This is a genomic window from Sphingobacterium micropteri, from assembly GCF_014692515.1.
Classification (GTDB): domain Bacteria; phylum Bacteroidota; class Bacteroidia; order Sphingobacteriales; family Sphingobacteriaceae; genus Sphingobacterium; species Sphingobacterium micropteri.
In genome coordinates this window covers 149546-170161 of record NZ_JACOIK010000003.1, presented here as the reverse complement: position 1 = coordinate 170161, position 20616 = coordinate 149546, and the positions used below count along the sequence as shown (strand labels likewise).

The 20616-nt window shown below is 42.0% G+C and carries 17 protein-coding genes; 13 read left to right on the top strand and 4 right to left on the bottom strand.

The annotated features are described in order from the left end of the window. The first annotated feature begins 42 nt into the window (after window positions 1-42). The 8 genes from H8B06_RS04930 to H8B06_RS04895 all read left to right on the top strand — a co-directional run bounded on the left by H8B06_RS04930 (window position 43) and on the right by H8B06_RS04895 (window position 9826). On the top strand, window positions 43-1572 hold the full coding sequence (locus tag H8B06_RS04930; protein ID WP_190993194.1) for an NAD(P)H-hydrate dehydratase: 1530 nt from the start codon (window positions 43-45) through the stop codon (window positions 1570-1572). Window positions 1573-1610: 38 nt separating this feature from the next. After that, on the top strand, window positions 1611-3266 hold the full coding sequence (locus H8B06_RS04925; RefSeq protein WP_190993193.1) for a M1 family metallopeptidase: 1656 nt from the start codon (window positions 1611-1613) through the stop codon (window positions 3264-3266). 58 nt (window positions 3267-3324) lie between these two features. After that, window positions 3325-4347: a rod shape-determining protein gene (locus H8B06_RS04920; protein WP_130139823.1), complete on the top strand. Its 1023-nt coding sequence runs from the start codon at window positions 3325-3327 to the stop codon at window positions 4345-4347. 94 nt (window positions 4348-4441) lie between these two features. Further along, window positions 4442-5278 (top strand): rod shape-determining protein MreC, encoded by an 837-nt coding sequence (gene mreC / locus H8B06_RS04915; RefSeq protein WP_190993192.1) that lies wholly within the window; start codon window positions 4442-4444, stop codon window positions 5276-5278. Beyond that, entirely contained in the window at window positions 5271-5798 is a 528-nt protein-coding gene (locus H8B06_RS04910) for a rod shape-determining protein MreD (RefSeq protein WP_190993191.1), read from the top strand. Before mreC ends, H8B06_RS04910 begins: the two co-directional genes overlap by 8 nt. Before the next feature lie 52 nt (window positions 5799-5850). Beyond that, entirely contained in the window at window positions 5851-7821 is a 1971-nt protein-coding gene (mrdA, locus tag H8B06_RS04905) for a penicillin-binding protein 2 (protein ID WP_190993190.1), read from the top strand. Then, a complete protein-coding gene (rodA, locus tag H8B06_RS04900; protein WP_190993371.1) occupies window positions 7814-9085 on the top strand; it encodes a rod shape-determining protein RodA in 1272 nt (423 codons plus the stop codon). Before mrdA ends, rodA begins: the two co-directional genes overlap by 8 nt. Window positions 9086-9127: 42 nt before the next feature. Next, window positions 9128-9826, top strand: coding sequence for a hypothetical protein (locus H8B06_RS04895; protein ID WP_190993189.1), 699 nt, complete (start codon window positions 9128-9130; stop codon window positions 9824-9826). 9 nt (window positions 9827-9835) lie between these two features. Here the strand turns inward: H8B06_RS04895 and H8B06_RS04890 are convergent, their stop codons facing one another. Genes H8B06_RS04890 through H8B06_RS04880 form a run of 3 tightly spaced genes read right to left on the bottom strand, consistent with a single transcriptional unit; the run spans window position 9836 to window position 12155 of the window. Beyond that, the gene (locus H8B06_RS04890; protein WP_190993188.1) at window positions 9836-10687 is read right to left on the bottom strand and encodes a nucleoside phosphorylase; all 852 of its coding nucleotides are present in this window, start codon (window positions 10685-10687) and stop codon (window positions 9836-9838) included. Further along, a complete protein-coding gene (locus tag H8B06_RS04885) occupies window positions 10684-11301 on the bottom strand; it encodes an IMPACT family protein (RefSeq protein WP_190993187.1) in 618 nt (205 codons plus the stop codon). Before H8B06_RS04885 ends, H8B06_RS04890 begins: the two co-directional genes overlap by 4 nt. Continuing rightward, window positions 11298-12155, bottom strand: coding sequence for a DMT family transporter (locus tag H8B06_RS04880; protein ID WP_190993186.1), 858 nt, complete (start codon window positions 12153-12155; stop codon window positions 11298-11300). Before H8B06_RS04880 ends, H8B06_RS04885 begins: the two co-directional genes overlap by 4 nt. A 140-nt stretch (window positions 12156-12295) precedes the next feature. Here H8B06_RS04880 and bioB point away from each other — a divergent pair, with 140 nt between their 5' ends. The 5 genes from bioB to aroC all read left to right on the top strand — a co-directional run bounded on the left by bioB (window position 12296) and on the right by aroC (window position 18066). Next, window positions 12296-13264, top strand: coding sequence for a biotin synthase BioB (bioB, locus tag H8B06_RS04875; protein WP_190993185.1), 969 nt, complete (start codon window positions 12296-12298; stop codon window positions 13262-13264). 460 nt (window positions 13265-13724) lie between these two features. Beyond that, the gene (locus H8B06_RS04870) at window positions 13725-14552 is read left to right on the top strand and encodes a prephenate dehydratase (protein ID WP_190993184.1); all 828 of its coding nucleotides are present in this window, start codon (window positions 13725-13727) and stop codon (window positions 14550-14552) included. Between the two features lie 32 nt (window positions 14553-14584). Further along, window positions 14585-15691: a chorismate mutase gene (locus H8B06_RS04865; RefSeq protein WP_190993183.1), complete on the top strand. Its 1107-nt coding sequence runs from the start codon at window positions 14585-14587 to the stop codon at window positions 15689-15691. Beyond that, entirely contained in the window at window positions 15692-16948 is a 1257-nt protein-coding gene (gene aroA, locus H8B06_RS04860; protein WP_190993182.1) for a 3-phosphoshikimate 1-carboxyvinyltransferase, read from the top strand. A gap of 32 nt (window positions 16949-16980) precedes the next feature. Further along, on the top strand, window positions 16981-18066 hold the full coding sequence (gene aroC / locus H8B06_RS04855) for a chorismate synthase (protein ID WP_190993181.1): 1086 nt from the start codon (window positions 16981-16983) through the stop codon (window positions 18064-18066). A gap of 78 nt (window positions 18067-18144) precedes the next feature. Here the strand turns inward: aroC and H8B06_RS04850 are convergent, their stop codons facing one another. After that, a complete protein-coding gene (locus tag H8B06_RS04850; RefSeq protein WP_190993180.1) occupies window positions 18145-20562 on the bottom strand; it encodes an alpha-ketoacid dehydrogenase subunit alpha/beta in 2418 nt (805 codons plus the stop codon). Window positions 20563-20616 lie beyond the last annotated feature (54 nt).

Sequence of the window (20616 nt, the reverse complement as noted above, 5' to 3'; positions counted from 1 at the left end):
GTGGAAAAAACATATTAAATCGTTATTTTTAAATAAAAAACAATGAAGATTCTCTCCGCTGCTGATATCTACAAATGGGAACAAGCCACTCTGATAAGTCAAAATATCAGCTCTGTTGAATTGATGGAACGGGCTGCAGAGGCACTGTTCCAAGCCATACAACAATATGTTGGTGAACGGCAAGCCTCTTTTGTGATCTTATGCGGCTTTGGAAATAATGGTGGGGATGGATTAGCGCTTGGAAGGATGCTGCACATGGCAGGACATATCGTTAGGATCCACCTATTAGAGCATACCTCCTACAGTGCGGAAAACGAAATCAACCAACAACGTCTTCACGAAATGGACATTTCTATTTCTTCATTGAGCCCCGAAAGTATTTTAGAATTTCCAGCGAAAAGTATCCTTATCGATGCTTTATTCGGTTATGGTTTGGCTCGCCCGCTAGATGATCGTTGGAAGCCACTACTTTACCAAATCAACACCGCTTCCAATCCTGTCCTCTCTATCGATATTCCTTCTGGACTTTTTGCTGATAAGCCAACTCCTATCGAGGCACCTATTATACAGGCTCATCTTACCTATACTTTTGCCTGCGCTAAACTCAGCTTATTGTTTCCCAAATATGCTTCTTTTACCAGCAACTTTCAGATATTAGATATCGGATTAGAAAAAAATATAGAAAACACATTATCAACACCTTACGAATACCTGCAAAAAGAAGACGTACAACTATTAATACGTCCGTTACAAAAGTTCTCGCACAAAGGAACTTTTGGCCACGCGTATATGGTTGGGGGTCGCTATGGTAGTATTGGCGCAGCTATCTTAGCCAGCAAAGCGGCATTAAAAACAGGGTGTGGATTGATAACAGCGTATATCCCTGCCTGCGGTTATACTATATTGCAAGGTGCTTTTCCGGAAGCACAGGTAGAAACAGATCCCCTCGACACCCATATCAGCATGTTTCCAAAACAAATTACTGATTACGATGCTATTGGTATGGGTATGGGTATGGGAACCCATCCAGATACGGAAATTGCTTTACGCCAATTATTCGAACGTCTAAAACTTATGCCTAGCATACCGCACCTCCTGTTCGACGCTGATGCAATAAATATCTTGGCAAAAAATCCCGATTGGCACGTTCTCATTCCGCCGAATAGTATCTTAACACCTCATCCTAAAGAACTGGAGCGTTTAATTGGACTTTGGACAGACGACTTCGAAAAAATTGCAAAGGTTCGTGACTGGTGCCGCCGTTACCAACAGATTGTCGTGATAAAGGGGGCGAATACCGCAATTGTCTTACCTAATGAGATGGTACATTTCAACTCAACTGGTAATCCGGGCATGGCTACCGGCGGCAGTGGCGATGTGCTTTCCGGCATTATTACTTCCTTGTTAGCACAGGGCCATACACCAGCAGATGCGGCTTTATTAGGTGTATATCTTCACGGTCTGGCAGGCGACATCGCCGCAACTACTATTCACGAGCGGAGCATCACGGCTACGGACATTATTGCACACCTATCAAGCGCTTGGCAACATCTGCAAAATCCCTATCTTTGAGGAATACAAATTCCTTCTTATCATTCACGAGACTAAACATGCGATACGCTTTACTTTTTCTACTATTTTTTATTGCCAGCGATGGAGCGAAAGCACAGTTAACGAAAGCCAAAGAAATATTCAGTAAGGCCGATTCCCTGCGAGGGACACTAACGCCTTTCCGGACATGCTATGATATCAAATATTACCACCTCGATATCAAAGTAGATATCAACAATCGCTTTATATCCGGAAGTAATCTCTTTAAATTTGAATCTGTTAACGATTTCAAAAGATTACAATTTGATCTTTTTGAAAACCTTTCGGTAGACCGCGTGGAGTACCAGGGAAAAGAACTGCCTTTCGAACGATCTTACCATGCGGTTTTCATAGACTTTCCCCATATCATCCCAAAAGGAGCGATCGATTCTTTTAAGGTCTATTATTCGGGTGCCCCCATTGCCGCAACACGTGCACCGTGGGATGGCGGTTTTGACTGGAAAACGGATCGCCATGGAAAACCTTGGGTGGCGACTACTTGTCGGAGTCTGGGTGCAAGTGTATGGTGGCCAAATAAAGACCATCAATCCGACGAAGTTGATAGTATGTTGATTTCTGTCGCCGTTCCAAACGAGGTCATGAATGTATCAAATGGCCGACTGGTAAAAACGGAAAAGCTCGGCAGACATTATACCAAATACCATTGGAAAGTACACAACCCCATAAACAACTACAATGTGGCATTGAATATTGGAGATTATGCACATGTTACAGAGACATATCAGGGAGAAAGAGGACCACTTTCCATCGACTACTACATACTAAAAGAAAACAAAAATAAAATCAAGCATTTACAAAAGAATGCTAAAGAAACACTAGAGGCATTCGAGCATTGGTTTGGCCCTTATCCGTTTTATGAAGATGGCTATAAATTGATAGAAACGGCGCATTTAGGCATGGAGCATCAAAGCGCTATTGCCTACGGCAATAAGTTTCAGAACGGATATTTAGGCGAAGACAGTTCGGACACCGGTTGGGGATTGAAATGGGATTTCATCGTTGTTCATGAATCTGGCCATGAATGGTTTGGCAACAACATCACGGCCAAGGATATGGCTAATATGTGGATACATGAAAGTTTCACCACTTATTCCGAAGCACTTTTTATTGATTACCACTATGGAAAGGAAGCAAGCCAGGCTTATGTAAACGGTAACCGAAAAGGCATTTTGAACGACAAACCTTTACAAGGACCTTACGGCGTAAATAAAGAAGGGTCCGGTGATATGTACCTGAAAGGCGGTGTGTTGCATAACATGCTCCGAACCATTATAGACAACGACGAGGCATGGCGTTCTATTCTTCGCGGATTGAATAGTAAATTTTATCATCAAACAGTAGACTATAACGATATTTTGAACTATCTAAACGACAAATCAGACTTCGATTTCACGAAGGTCTTTGAACAATATGTTCAGCATAAAAGTGTCCCGGTACTGGAAATTCTACAACGCGATAATGGAAAGGTGTTTTGCCGTTGGGTTGCAGACGTATCAGACTTTAAAATGCCTATTCACATCGGAAAAAAAGGACAGTCCAAAACACGTTATGAAATCAATGCTACCTTTCAGGCTTTACCTATAAAAGTGGATAATATCGACGAACTGGATATTGATACATTTAATTATTATATCGGGGTGATGGAGTGTAGATAAAACCATTTTTTTTATTTAGGTTTGCATTAAATTTGAGAAACAAGACAATATACATTGCATGGGGTTATTTAACTGGTTTACGCAAGAAGTTGCTATCGATTTAGGGACAGCAAACACCTTAATTATACACAATGACAAAGTAGTAGTGGACGAACCTTCTATCGTTGCTTTCGACCGCACCACCAACAAGGTGATTGCTATCGGAAGACAAGCGATGCAGATGGAAGGTAAAACACACGACAATATAAAAACAGTAAGGCCATTGCGCGATGGTGTTATAGCAGATTTTACAGCTGCCGAACATTTAATTCGCGGAATGGTAAAATTAGTGAACAAAGGTAAGTCTTGGTTCTTTCCGTCGCTACGGATGGTCGTCTGTATTCCCTCGGGTATTACCGAAGTAGAAAAGCGTGCGGTACGCGATTCCGCAGAAATTGCAGGGGCCAAAGAGGTCTACTTAATTCACGAACCGATGGCTGCGGCAGTTGGCATAGGTATTGATGTCGAAGAGCCTGTGGGTAACATGATCATCGATATTGGCGGTGGAACCACAGAGATTGCCGTTATCGCATTGTCTGGTATCGTTTGTGATCAATCTATCCGCGTTGCAGGTGACAATTTTGATTCCGATATTGTACAATATATCCGTCGTCAACATAATATCATGATCGGAGAACGCACAGCCGAGAAAATCAAAATTGAAGTGGGAGCAGCTCTTCCCGAGCTATCAGATCCACCGGCAGATTTTGCCGTACAGGGTCGGGACCTCATGACGGGTATTCCCAAACAGATTACCGTTTCCTACACGGAGATAGCACACTGTTTGGATAAATCCATTTCAAAAATAGAAGAAGCGATTTTGAAAGCACTGGAAATCACCCCTCCCGAACTATCCGCAGATATTTATCAAACCGGTATATACCTCACCGGTGGAGGGGCATTATTACGGGGCTTGGACAAACGTATACAAGCGAAAACAAAACTTCCGGTACATGTTGCCGAAGATCCGCTACGTGCCGTGGTAAGAGGTACGGGAATAGCGTTGAAAAATATTGGTCGGTTTAAATTTTTAATGCAGTAAAAGCATTATAATTCATTGATATATACGCGATATAGACGAACTGGTCGTTTATATCGCGTATTTGTTGACAGCTAAATAATAGAAACCAAAACACATGAGAAACCTTTGGCTATTTCTGGTTAGATATAACGCTATATTTTGGTTTATTCTCTTTTTTGTCGTATCCATTATTTTAGTTGTGCGTCATAACAACTTTCAACGTTCTTCCTTTATCAGTTCATCCAATGTTTTTATAGGTTCCTATTATAAACAAGTAAACTCTTGGAAAAGCTATCTTTCGTTAAATGAAACGAATGAAGAACTGGCGGCTGAGAACGGCATGTTAAGGCAACAAATCCAAAGCCTCCTCCAGGCGGATACGACGGCAGATACCGTCCGTATTATAGATTCCATCGAACAGGGCCGGTATGCTTTCATCGTAGCAAAGGTTGCCAACAACAGTATTCACCAAAAGAACAATTATCTTACGCTCGACAAGGGTTCTGCCGATGGTATAGAGAAAGGGATGGGTGTCATCACCTCCAATGGCGTTGTCGGCATTGTGCTCCAAACTTCAGCTCACTTCAGCTCCGTACAGTCACTTTTACATCCGGACACGAGGATTTCCGTTACATTGGACAGCTCTGAAGTTATTGGTTCCCTTGTATGGGGAAGCAGTATAGATCCCCGCTACGGTGTGGTAAGAGATATCCCGAATCACGTTAAGGTCGAACAGGGTGAAAAAGTATATACCTCTGGTTTTTCGTTATTCCCCGCAGGTATTCAGGTCGGAAAAATAGTGGAAACAGGTATAACATCTGGAGAGAGCTTTTTAGACCTTAAAATCGAACTATCTACGAATTTCAGCAATCTGCATCATGTATATGTGGTAAAAGATTTACTGATTAAAGAAAAAGAACAACTAGAAGCTGACAGTCAAGACAATGGGTAGCGTAATAATTATAAATATTGTCCGATTTATTATCATGGTTCTACTGCAAGTAGCCTTATTTAAAAACATAGGCTATTACAATGTGGCGACCACTTACCCCTATATCTTCTTTATCTTCCTTTTGCCAATAGGATTACCAAATTTGTTGCTGTTCCTAATTTCCTTTTTAACAGGTTTGACGATAGATGCTTTTTATGATTCTGTTGGCGTACATGCTGCAGCATGTGTTAGTCTAGCGCTATTTCGAATATTCTTCCATAAAATCACCATAGAGGTCGAACTGAAAGAGTCTTTTAACACACCTTCCTTGGGGGTGATGGGCACCAAATGGTTCCTATCCTATGTGTTTTTTGGCGCCGTTGTACATCATTTCTTTCTTTTTCTTATAGAAACATTTACATTTTCTAATTTTCTATATACACTAGCAAGTACTATTTTAAGTAGTATATTTACAACTTGTATCATTCTACTGGTAAGTTTGCTGGTTTATAAAAGAAAGTCACGTATTGGTAGTATTTAAAAAGGTTAGCATACGCCTCTAACTTTTTAACAATAAAAGGAACACACGGTTCATGAATAGTTTTTTCGCTCGTAAGTTTGTTGTTCAGGGAATTTTTATTGCTATAGCGATCGTTATAGTAGCTCGTCTATTTTACATTCAGGTTATTGACAAATCTTATTTATTATCAGCGAATCACAATGTGTTACGTAAAGTTGTCGTATATCCTGCAAGAGGGGTAGTGTTCGACCGAAATGGCAAAGTTTTGGTACAAAACGAGCCTGTATACGATCTGTTGGTGACACCTATCGAGGCAAAAGAAATTGACACAGCACTTTTGTGTCAGCTTATTGATATCGATCGCGAAGGGTTCCAGACAAGAATAAATAAAGCGCGTTCCCACTCTCCTTATCGTCCGTCTATATTTGAAAAACAGTTATCTGCAACTACTTATGCGCAGCTGCAGGAGCATCTATATAAATTTAGAGGTTTCTACGTACAAAACCGGACTGTCAGGAGTTACCCGGACAGCATCGCCCCACAACTTCTGGGCTATATACAAGAAGTTAACGATAAAGATATTGAGCGGTCGGAAGGCTTTTATCGTCCGGGCGACTATATCGGCGCGAGTGGCATCGAGCGTTCTTATGAAGAGCTTCTACGTGGACAACGGGGCGTTAAAAACCAAATGGTAGATGCACTTAATAGACCAAAAGGCTCTTTCATGGAGGGCAAGTATGACACGCTTGCCGTCGCTGGCGACGGCTTGGTTTCGACGATTGACCGTGATCTACAAGTGCTGGCGGAGAAGCTCATGAAAAATAAAATGGGCTCGGTGGTTGCTATCGAACCCGCGACTGGAGAAATCTTAACTTTTGTCAGTGCACCATCCTACGATCCGAACTTGATGGTAGGAAGGCAAAGGGGCAACAACTACATGAAACTTTTACGGGACGAGACACGCCCTTTGTTTATCCGTCCTATCCAAGCCTCCTATCCTCCAGGATCGGTTTTTAAGGTAGTTGCTGCGTTGACGGCGCAACAAGCGGGTGTTATTGACGAAAAAACGGTGTTCTATTGCCCTGGTGGATACCGCTATGGCGGCGGGCGTGCCATTATGCGTTGTACACACGTAGATGGGGCTACCAGTTTGATAAAATCCATACAAACATCTTGTAACACGTATTACGGATACACCTATGCACGCATGATCGACTCCCGTGGTATGTCGGGACCAAAAGCGTACGATCTTTGGCGCGAAGCGTTAGGCAAATTTGGTTTAGGCCATACTTTAGGCATAGATCTCCCCGGGGAAAAACCAGGTTTAATCCCGACTTCCGACTTTTATACCAAACGTTATGGTAATGACAAATGGCGTTCAAGCTTTAATATCTCTTTGTCTATTGGACAAGGTGAAATGGGTATTACCCCTCTGCAGATGGCTAATGTCATGGCTATCGTGGCCAACCGCGGCTTTTATTACCGTCCGCACCTCGTAAAGGCAATTGGCGAAAAGGGTATTGTAAAAGACGAGTTTAAGGAAAAAATAAGTGCCGGTGTGGATGCTAAATATTACGAATCCGTGATTGAAGGGATGAGTCGGGCGGTGAATGTTCCGGGTGGTACGGGATACCGGGTACGCGTTCCTGGCGTGGAAATGTGTGGCAAAACTGGGACTGTACAGAATCCACATGGTGAAAACCATGCTGTCTTCTTTGCTTTTGCGCCGCGCGAAAACCCGAAAATAGCCATTGCCGTGTTTGTAGAAAATGCTGGATATGGTGGTACTTGGGCGGGTCCTATTGTCAATATGTTGGTCGAAAAATACTTGAAGGATACTATTTCCTTATCAAAATACGATCAAGATCGAATCTTAAATGCCAATTTTCTTCCTACACCAAAGGAAAAAAAAGTAGAGGAACTACATAAAAGTACGTCGACTAGTAAGCCAACAGAACAACCTGCCACACCCAACAATAAGACAACGGAGCCGCGGCGTGAACTTTATGTACACCACAGTCAACTAAGAAAGGACCATCCATAACATGAAAGAGAAAAGTTTTTTTGGACGTATCGATTGGTTCACCATTTTACTGTGGTTCTCACTCTGCTTGATTGGCTGGTTTAATATCTATGCTGCCGTTTATGATCCCGAGCAACCTAGTATTTTCAGCATGGCAACCAACTATGGCAAGCAATCGATTTACATTTTCACGGCCCTAATTATTGGGTTTAGCATTCTGATTATAGACGCTAAGTTTTTTATTTCAGCATCCCCACTCATTTATATTGTGGTTATTTTGTTGTTGATATTGGTATTGATTATTGGTCGGAATGTCGGCGGGAATCAAGCTTGGATACCGCTAGGCAGCTTCCGTTTACAACCTTCCGAATTTGGTAAACTAGCCACTTGTCTACTCCTGGCCTCCTATCTTAGTTCCCAAACCAATAAAAATCCAAATACCAAAACACTACTTATTGGTGCCTTGATTATTCTATTCCCCGTCGCATTGGTCATGCTCCAACCCGATACCGGTTCAGCGCTTGCATTCTTCGCACTGGTTTTTGTATTTTACCGCGAAGGTTACGTCGGCAACACACTCTTGCTATTAGGTGGTCTCGCCATTCTTTTATTTATATCCGCGCTGCTCGTTAATCAATGGATTATTATTAGCATACTAGCACTGATTGCAGGGTTATTCATTTATTTGCTACGCAAAAAACGCAAATATATCATCAACGTAGGCTTACTTTTTCTTGGTTGTAGTGTGTATGTACTTTGTGTTGATTATGCTTATGAACATGTTTTACAATCACATCAACGCAATCGAATTGATGTGATTTTAGGAAAAATACACGATCCGCGTGGCGAAGGGTATAATCTCAATCAGTCCAAAATCGCAATTGGATCCGGACAGCTACTGGGTAAGGGTTTTCTCCAAGGAACACAAACCAAATATAAATTTGTTCCGGAACAAAGTACCGATTTTATTTTCTGTACCATCGGCGAAGAATGGGGATTTGTGGGTTCTACATTTGTTATAGCCATCTATCTCGCACTCCTGCTCCGTTTAGTCAATATCGCGGAACGCCAACGAACAGCTTTTGCGCGGATTTATGCCTATGGCGTCGCCTCTATCCTATTTTTCCATTTCTTTATTAACATCGGTATGACGATCGGTATAGTTCCTGTTATTGGTATTCCCCTCCCCTTCATCAGTTACGGTGGTTCTTCTTTATGGAGCTTTACTATACTATTATTTATTTTACTATGCTTTGACTCTAGTCGTAAGGGTTTGAATGGTTAAATAAATTCAATATCTTTAACACACGGAACAGCAAAGCACGATATGATAAAAACAATTGTTAAAGAACATCCTCTCAAAGATATTACACTCGATTTTGATGACGAGATCACACCACCATCGTTTGAAAAAGAAGCGTTGCAATCCTATTATGAAGCTCATGATAAAACTTGGGAAATCAAAGCACACGTCACCGAAATAGAACGTAAATTAAAGACGGTAGACGATATCATTGCAGACCTCTCTTTTCGCCGTTTAGGCATCGAGCAGGAGCTGGAAATACTAGAAGATTGGCTCGATGTTACAGAGCTGGAAGACAAAGAACTTTTTGACGGAGAAATCACCATCGATATCGGAACATTCTTTGCGGTTTGTGACAAACACAACGTGGACATACAAAATCTCTATGAAAAAGTAGTCGACCTGACGGAAATCTATAATCGCGATATAGAAAATATCTACGAAGATGACGCCGTGATTGATCCTGCTTATTTCAATGCCCTCGATGAAGTATACCCACGTTATGAAGAGGTATCTGTCCATACCGTATCGTTGGACGATGACCATCAGGCGTTTCTAGAAGAATACGGGAAAGTAGAAGAATTTTTCTTTCATTATACCGAATTAGCAAGAGAAATATTCGATAAATACAAGAACTTGGTTGAAACAACTCAAGTTGTGTATCGGCGGGTTGAAGTAATCGATCAATTACTAAGAGACAAATTAAAAAGAGAAGGAAAGTAACCAATACAGCTAAATCCTTTCTAACACAAACCGTATGACCTTGTCTATAATCTCTTTGGGGTCATCCACAAAAGCATCATGTAGCCTACTGGCAAGGATCGCGTTAATAGAAAGTGCATGGTGGCCAAACATATTTGCTAGCGCATAGATGCCTGCCGTTTCCATTTCTAGATTCGTAATAGATCTTCCCTCCAACTGAAATGCATTCGCTTTTCGTATAAGATCGGGATATACATTCCTTGTTCTCATGGACAGATCTTGTCCATAAAACCCCGGTGCCGTCATGGTTATACCTTTTGGAAGATCACGAGCTATCCGATGGAGCAACTTTTTACTTGCGCTACCAACGTAAGGCGTAAAACCTAACTTATCAAAATGGTTCATTACGGCATGTTGAATCGCTTTTTCTTCTTCCGAATAATTCTTTACATAATATTGCATCAACGTATCAAAGCCGATCGCATATTCACTTGCCAAGATGGTACCCATCCGAATATCACCTTGTATTGAGCCGGAGGTTCCGATACGAATAATATCTAGGCTCGTTAATGGCGATCTCAATGTACGCGTTCCAAAGTCAACATTGACCAATGCATCAATTTCATTGAAAACGATATCAATATTATCGGTACCGATCCCTGTAGAAATAACAGAAATACGCTTATTTCGCAACATACCTGTATGGGTGATGAACTCCCGTTTTCCCTTTTTCACATCGATTTGGTCGAAATAACGAGATACCTCCCCCACTAGATTAGGTTCACTCACAAAAACGATGGTGGATGCCAAATCTTCTGGCAATAGATTAAGATGATAAGTACTGCCGTCGGCATTAAGTATTAGTTCTGAATCAACTATCATAAAGTATGAAGATATGCATAATGAACACCATCTAAATTGTCGAGCTTTTGGATAACTTGGTTAACGAGTAACTTCCTCACTTCAACATCCATAGAACAGTTGTTATCGAACTCTTGTTTTAAAATAGGCAAATTTTCTTCTTTTACTAGACGCATTACATCATTCATCTGTAGATAATCAAACGTAATCCGATAAACATCATTGACAGTTTTCGTGACAATTTTTCCGGCCCCCAATGCTTCTTGCGTAGCTGTTTTATAAGCATTTATTAATCCTGGAACGCCCAATAATGTACCACCGAAATAACGCACCACCACAACCAATATATTCGTAACATCGTAGGACAATAGGGTGTTCAAAATGGGACGGCCGGCAGTTCCCGACGGTTCGCCGTCATCGTTCAACCGAAAAACAGAACGGTCTGGCGTCAGACGGTATGCCCAGCAGTGATGTCGCGCTTTAGGATGCAAAGCCCTCAATTCAGCAATAATCTCTTTAAGGGCCGCTTCCTCCCCAAAAGGATAAGCATAAGCGATAAACTTGCTTCCTTTGTCCTTAAATCCCCCCTCACAGGGTGTTTCAATCGTTAAATACGTATCTTCAAATAGACTCACAGATATGCGATAATTAAAACGGAAATCACAGCTAACACCAATCCGATCCTATTCAACATGGTCAATCGCTCTGCAAAAAAGCCAACACCGACAACTGCCCCCAACAGGATAACGCCAATATTCATTCCTGTAAACACAATCGAAGGACTGCTAGATAAAGCCTGATGGGCTTTCATGTAAAATAGGATATTCCCAAAGTTAAACAATCCCAGAAGGATTCCCCAAATTACGGCTCTATATTGTATACGTTCTTTTTTTACCACAACACGATATACAAGAAAGCCAAATGCCACAATCATCGCCAGTATAAATACCAATAACATCGAATAAGTGTAGGACACATCTCGATACAGGGCTACTTTTTTAAATAGAATATCGATAACCCCCATTCCAAGAAACACGGCGACGGCATAACTCCATGTACCTTTTTTAGCAATCACACCTGTTTTTTTCCAACCGATAGAACACAAAATGGCGGCAATACCAATCGCTATTCCGACGAGCTTGTTGATTCCTATTGCTTCATGGAAAATGAAAAAGGCTGCCAATAAGGGGATGAATAACGATAAACGTTGAGCAATTTCTGTTTTTACAATACCACTATATTGGATCGCATAAGCAATACACAAAAATATGGTCGGTAAAAGCAGTGCCAGCGATAAGTATAACCCCCAAGGCAATACACTTAAGGGGATCGCCGCTGCTTCCGGTTTCAGGAACAATACCGTGGCTAATGCCGCAATGGGATAATTCCACACAATAAGATGGAGGTGCTGAATGCCCTGTTTCTTGGCGAGTTTGAGAATAACCGATACAGTCACGCTGCAAATAACACTGATGAGTACATATATCATAGTATAAAAGGAGATATGCCGACAAAGGAATGAAATTATGCGTTCTTCTCCAAGCCGGACTAGAGTTCAATTCTGAACCGGTAGCCCCATCTCTTCTACAGGGATTTACTTTTGTGCAAAAACAAAATAAATACTAGGATATGAGGAATAGAGAAGCATTGCGTCATGATTGGACAAAAGAAGAATTGTTAGCTATTTACAACAAACCAATCTTGGAACTGGTATATGAAGCCGCAAGTGTTCACCGCATTTGGCACAAAGCCGATGAAATACAGCTGTCAACCTTACTATCGGTAAAAACGGGAGGCTGTCCGGAAGATTGTTCCTACTGTGGACAAGCGGCTCGTTATCATACCGACATCAACGTGCAGGCGTTATTACCCACGGAAACGGTCTTGGCACACGCAAAGAAAGCAAAAGAGAATGGATCTTCCCGCTTTTGTATGGCAGCCGCCTGGCGCGAAGTCCGCGACAATCGGGATTTTGACCGGATCATCGATATGGTAAAGGGTGTCAATGAACTGGGGCTGGAAGTATGCTGTACATTAGGCATGCTCACAGCGCATCAAGCTAAACGGCTACAGGAGGCAGGACTCTATGCCTACAATCACAATATGGACACTTCTGCTGAATATTATGAGAAGATCATCTCTACCCGTCAGTTTGACAATCGTCTTAACACGATTCAGAATGTTAGAAAAGCAGGGATAACGGTATGTTCCGGCGGGATTATTGGTCTAGGCGAATCGACGACGGATAGAATATCGATGTTGCTCACCTTAGCTAACATGGACATACATCCCGAATCCGTACCGATCAATGCTTTGGCAAGAGTAAAAGGAACACCACTCGAAAATAACCCTAAAGTTGGCATATGGGAAATGGTACGGATGATTGCAACGACACGGATCGCCATGCCGGGATCCATGGTCAGGCTAAGCGCTGGACGTCTGGAAATGACCGAAACAGAACAAGCATGGTGTTTTTTGGCCGGGGCAAATTCTATCTTCACCAGCGACCGGGAGACGCTTTTGGTCACCCCTAATCCCAGCATCACAAAAGACATACAAATGCTTCAAAATTTAGGCTTAAAACCTATGAAAAAATAGATAAAAAAAAACAACTTTTATAACATTAAAAACATAAAAAAAAATGCAAAAAATTCTATTAAAAAATGTTCAATAAAATAACTATTAAAAATTAAAATACTCAAAAACAAATATTTACAATATTTGTAGAAAAAAGTAAAGGTTAAAAACGTTCAATAAAAACTATATAATTTTTAATCAAAAATTCAGTTATTTATTAGCCCTAAAACACTACAAAAAACAAATATTTTTAAATTTATTTTGTATATATAAAATAATAATTATACCTTTGGATTATAAAATTTGAGACATGATAACACACCATACATACTTCTATTTTAACAACTTTTACTTTAAGCGGTAAAACTGGGAGTTTGTATGTTTGTGTGAAATAAACAAAAAAGTCCCGGATTACATTCGGGACTTTTTTTGTTGCAGCATAGCAACGATTAAAACAATTGGATGAAAGAGGAATAAATAGATGAAAACAAGAATTGCAATACAGGGCGTTAAAGCCTCCTTTCACGAAGAAGCGGCGCATAAATATTTCGGTGACGATGACATTGAAATCTTAGAATGTGAATCTTTCAAGAAGACCTGTGAAATGTTGAAACAGGGCAAAGCGGATTATGTGGTCATGGCCATAGAAAATGCTATTGCAGGTAGTATCTTGCCTAATTACAATCTGCTTCGCGATTATAAATTTCATATCATTGGCGAAGTACATTTAAATATACAGCAAAATTTACTGGCACTAGCCGGTACGAAACTTTCCGATATAAAATTTGTAGAGTCCCATCCGATTGCCATTCGTCAATGTGATGAGTTTTTGAGTGATTATCCCGAATGGACGGTAAAGGAAGGTATGGATACCGCCGCATGTGCTAAAAGCATTATTGAGAACAAATTAACCAATACCGCGGCAATTGCGAGTGTGGCAGCAGCTAAATTATACGGCTTAGAAATTCTGGAAAAAAGAATCGAAACCAACAAGAAAAACGCAACACGTTTCTTGATTCTCTCCAACGAGATTATCGAACAAAAAAATGCAAACAAAGCCTCCCTATCTTTCCAAACAGGAAATAGCGTAGGTGCTTTAGCCAACGTATTACAGTGCTTTGCAGAGCAAAATGTAAATCTGAGCAAAATCCAATCCATGCCGGTAGTAGGTCGTCGAAACGAATACGATTTTTATGTGGATGTAGAATGGAAAAAACAAAGCGATTATGATGCCGCTATCCGCAAAGTATTAAAACATACCATCAATTTCACCATTATGGGGGAATATGTTAAAAACGAGAAAGTATAACAAATATTATTCATTAGCAAATCATTGAAATCATGAAACATACATTAGACATCGTTCCTTTAAAATCTTGGATAGATACAGGCGATAAACCCTTAATCATTGCAGGGCCATGCAGCGCAGAGACAGAAGAACAATTAGTCTCTACTGCACATTTATTAGCAAATACCGGAAAAGTAAATGTACTACGTGCGGGTATATGGAAACCTCGGACACGTCCAGGTGAATTCGAAGGAATAGGCAGTGTAGGTTTGGAATGGTTAAGAAGAGCCAAAGCAGAAACAGGCTTATTAACCGCTACAGAAGTGGCTACTGCTAAACATGTTGAAGAAGCTTTAGCTGCCGGTATAGATATCTTGTGGGTAGGCGCCCGTTCCACCGCAAACCCATTCACCGTACAAGAAATTGCAGATGCTTTACAAAGCGTTGATGTACCGGTATTCGTTAAAAACCCGGTTAACCCAGACCTTTCTTTATGGATCGGAGCACTAGAGCGTATCAACCGTGCAGGGATTAAAAAATTAGGGGCTATCCATCGTGGATTCTCCTCATTCGAAAAAACCGCTTTCCGTAACGAACCGATGTGGGACTTAGCCGTACAGTTGAAATCAGCCTGTCCAGAACTTCCGATCATTAACGATCCTAGCCACATCTGCGGAAATCGTGAACTGATCCCTTACATCGCACAGAAAGCCATGGATATGGACCAACAAGGTCTGATCGTGGAATCACATATCGACCCATCCGTAGCTTGGACAGATGCAAAACAACAAGTAACGCCCGCAGCATTGGCCGACCTACTTGATAATTTATCGGTTCGTCACCCAGAATCCAATAATCCAGTTTTCGATGACAAATTAGCCGAGTTGCGTCAGCAAATCGATAAATTAGATGATGCCATCCTAAAACAAATTGGCGATCGCATGAAAATCGCAGAGAAAATTGGGGAATACAAGCGCGATAATAACGTGACCATCCTGCAAGTTAGCCGCTGGGATGAGATACTGGAAAAAAGAGTCCAGTTGGCAAGAGCATTATCACTCAGTGAAGACTTTGCGGCGAAATACTTGGAATTATTGCACAACGAATCTATCCGCAAGCAAAACGAAGTCATGAATGTAAAACCTGTGGCGGAGGCGTAAATGAGTTCAACATCACTTACACTTCGTCATCCGTCGAAAGTAATACAGGGCACGGTTCAACTTACTGGTTCTAAATCAGAGAGCAACCGTGCTCTTATTATACAGGCATTAAGCCGAGGCACAGTTAACGTAGAAAATTTATCCGCCGCCGCCGATACGGTTATTATGAACAAAGCGTTGGCACTGGCCGACACGGGGCGGGAGACGGAGGAGATCGTTACCGTGGACATTGGCCCTGCAGGAACGGCTATGCGCTTCCTTACCTCTTATCTGAACCTGATAGAAGGAAACTTTGTCTTGACAGGCACGGAACGTATGCAACAGCGTCCTATTGGCATTCTTGTCGATGCCTTAAAAACGTTGGGGGCGGATATGACCTATGAGAAAGCAGACGGTTTTCCTCCCTTGAAAATCAAAGGAGGGATGGCACAAAACCAACGGAAAATCCGCATACAGGGCAATGTTAGCAGCCAATACCTGTCTTCGCTCCTGCTTATCGCCGCTTCGCTTAACGACGGACTCTTATTGGAAATTGAAGGTGAGCTCACTTCCAGACCCTATGTGACGATGACGCTGAACATGCTGCAGGAAGCAGGCATATCCTATAGCTGGATAGACAACAGTATTGCGATTGAACCACAGGAATTTCAGCCAACAACCATTTATGTTGAACCGGATTGGAGTGCTGCTTCGTATTGGTATGCGATGGTAGCTTTATCCGAAAAAGGAGAAGCGGTGTTGCCGGGCTTGAAAGCGCATAGCTTACAAGGAGATATAGCCATTGTCGACATCATGTCTCATTTTGGCGTCGCCAGCTCGTTTCAGGAAGACGGACTGCATATCGCGAAGGTCAACAATGGCTCTGACAAAGTTTTGTTTGACTTCAAAGAATGTCCAGATTTGGCACAAACCATTGTGGCATTAGCTGCAGCAATCCGGCGCGATATCTCGATCACAGGTGTAGAAACCTTGAAAATCAAGGAAACAGACCGACTGGCCGCATTGAAAAACGAAATTGAAAAGTTTGGCGCAACCATCATTGCAGATGGAGAAACTTACCATGTCAATACGAAGGACGCTTATGTTCCGAAAAACGTTACATTTGACACCTATGAAGATCATCGGATGGCGATGGCATTTGCGCCTTTGGCACTGGCATTTGACGAAGTGATTATTAACGATCCGATCGTGGTGGAAAAATCTTATCCTGATTTTTGGGAACACTTGCAACAACAGGGATTCACCGCCGAGCAATAGGTAAACAGTTAAACAAATAGAAAAATTACATCATGGCAGGAAACTCATTTGGCCACCTTTTTAAAATAACTACTTTCGGCGAATCGCATGGAAAAGCGATTGGTGTTATTATTGATGGTTGTCCGCCCAATATTTCCATCGACGAAGAGTTTATACAGTCCGAATTGGATAAACGTAAACCAGGACAATCTAAAATCACGACACAGCGTAAAGAAAGCGACACTGCCCAAATTCTATCTGGCGTATTTGAAGGAAAATCAACTGGAACACCTATTGCTATTCTGATACCGAATGAGGATCAACGTTCTAAAGATTACTCGCATATCGCAGACAAATATCGTCCATCTCATGCTGATTACACCTATCAACAAAAATATGGTATCCGGGACTACCGTGGTGGTGGCCGATCTTCCGCTAGGGAAACAGCAGCACGGGTTGCAGCCGGCGCGATCGCCAAGTTATACCTCAAAAGCCAAGGCATTGAAATTTTCGCCCATGTTTCTGCTGTCGGCACCTTGGAAGCTCCGAATTTGGACACCACTGATTTGTCTTCGCTACTCGAGATACGGGAAAGCAACATTGCCCGCTGCGCAGATCCAGCAACAGCAAATGAAATGATTGCTCTTATTGATTCGATAAGAAAAGCAGGAGATACGATTGGCGGAAAAATATCAACCATCGTCCGCGGCGTACCTGTCGGACTTGGCGAGCCCGTATTCGATAAATTACACGCGGATTTAGGAAAGGCTATGTTAAGCATTAATGCTGTTCATGGATTTGAATACGGTTCGGGATTCAGCGGTTCGGAGATGCAAGGCTCTGAACACAACGATATATTCGTGAAAGAAGAAGAGCAAGTGCGCACGCGCACAAATTTCTCGGGCGGTATCCAAGGCGGCATATCCAATGGTATGGATATTATGTTCCGTACAGCTTTCAAACCGGTTGCTACGATTATGCGTGACCAGGAAACATTGAATGAAGCTGGCGATAGCACTACGATTTCGGGCAAAGGGCGCCACGACCCTTGTGTTGTTTCCCGCGCCGTTATCATTGTGGAGGCGATGACGGCTTTGGTATTAGCGGATCATTTATTACGGTTTAAAGCGTACTGTTAATGCTGATAAGATAAAATAACAAATTATCATTATCTAAAAATAGCAGTTACTATTTAACAAATAGTAACTGCTATTTATTTAAAATAACCTCGGAAATGCGTTTTCGCTATATTCACTCATCATTTCGTAAGCCAGTTCTACCACATCATCCACAGATGGCTTTGTGAAATAATCGCCATCCGATCCATACGGCGGACGGTTAGCTTTAGCCGTAAGCGTTCTGGGCTGACCATCCAATAGATAATACCCATTTTGCTTTTCCAATATCTCCTGCGTAATAAATGCTGCTGCTCCGCCCGGCATATCTTCGTCTACGACCAATAGCTTATTTGTTTTCTCCAACGATTGACGGCAGATCTCCGTGCGGTCAAAGGGCTGTAAACATTGTGCATCAATAATCTCTATAGAAATTCCTAATTTTTCCAGTTCAATAGCAGCTTCCTGCACGACACGCAAAGTTGCTCCATACGACACCACGGTAATGTCCCTTCCCTCGCGTATCTGTTCCGCTATACCAATGGGGATCATGAACTCCCCAATATTGGACGGCATTTTTTCTTTCAACCGGTAGCCATTCAAGCACTCGATCATAACAGCCGGTTCATCCGAACGTAACAGTGTGTTATACATACCAGCCGCCTGTGTCATATTACGCGGCACACAAATATGCAAACCACGGAGTCCACCTAGCAGTACCGTCATCGGTGAACCCGAATGCCAGATACCCTCTAACCGGTGGCCTCGGGTACGAATAATAACAGGCGCCTTCTGTGTTCCTTTCGTACGATAGCTCAAACAGGCCAAATCATCACTTAATACCGGCATTGCATAGATCAAATAATCAAGATATTGGATTTCAGCGATAGGGCGTAAACCACGCAATGCCAAGCCAATACCCTTACCGATAATAGCCGATTCACGAATGCCAGTATCAAAAATACGTAGTTCGCCAAACTGTTCCTGCAATCCGGCAAAACCTTGATTAACATCCCCTATTTTCCCTACATCTTCCCCAAATGCGACTATGCGTTCATCACGTCTAAAATTCGCTTCAAAACAGGCATTCAATACCTCTCTCCCATCCACCATGGCGACATCCTGTTCATAATGCGCAACTATATCCTCCTTTTTCAAAGGAGAATCAGCGGTATCCGTAAACAGTTTATCGTTATAACGATCAAAATTTTGTTCCTGCTTCTGGGCATACCAAGTCATCAACACATCTTTTTCAGGCGAATCTATACCACGTAAGTCGCGGATAGCTCTTCTTACATTACTGTAAATTTCTTTTAACGACGGTTCAGCTAACGATTGCAGGGTTTTTAACGGCACATCAACCACGGGGTTTCCAATCGCGGACAACAACGTTATCGCTTCATCCAGATCGACTTGCAGTGTTTTATGATAATCAGCCCACGCACGCCGCTGTTCTCGACGCACAAAATCTTTGGCTTCTTTTTCCAGTTCTATCAATTCTTCTTCTTGAGCAATACCGGATTGCAATAACCACTCGCGCATTTTCAGGTTACAATCGAACGCTTCTTCCCACGTTAGACGTTCGGCAGATTTGTAGCGTTCATGCGAGCCGGATGTAGAATGTCCTTGCGGTTGTGTCAATTCCGTCACATGAACAAGACATGGCACATGTTCTTCTCGCGCATAGCGCGCTGCCTGCTCATAAACCTCGCATAAAGCCGGATAATCCCAACCACGTACTTTAAATATTTCCATACCATTTCCATCACCATCACGTTGAAAACCCTTCAATGCTTCAGAGATGTCGGCTTTCGTTGTTTGTACTTCATTCGGGACCGATATACCATATCCATCATCCCAGACGGAAATAACAACTGGAATCTGCTTTACGGCAGCCGCATTCACTGTCTCCCAAAATACACCTTCCGATGTAGAGGCATTACCAACAGTACAAAAAACAACTTCTTTTCCCCCGTGAGAAAAGTAGGTTAAATGATCCAGACTCCGATTTTCTTTGTACAATTTAGACGCTAAGCCTAAGCCCATGATACGCGACATTTGTCCGCCTGTGGTCGAAATGTCAGAAGCTGAGTTCTTCTGTTCTGTTTGGTTTAACCAGTTCCCGTCCTCGTCAAGCAGCTGTGTAGAAAAATGGCAGTTCATCTGCCGTCCGCCAGACGATATATCCGCTTCTAAGTTAGGGTTAGCATATAATTGTGAGAAGAAATGATAAACATTAGATATACCTGAGGCGAAGGCAAATGTCTGATCTCGGTAATATCCCGAACGCCAGTCGCCGGGTTGGAATACTTTAGCGAGCGCAATTTGCGCGATCTCTTTACCATCACCAAACACGCCGAATTTTGCCTTTCCAGTTAACACCTCTTTGCGACCCGACAGACTTGCAATGCGGCTTTCAACCGCTAATCTATAATCGTTTAAAATGATTTCGCGAAAATCGTCAAAACTGATTTTCGACGTTTCAAAATCACTGTTTATATTCATGGTGATATTAGACATGTTTTAACCGATGGTTTCAGCAAAAATAGTAAAATATACGTGTTATTGGAAATA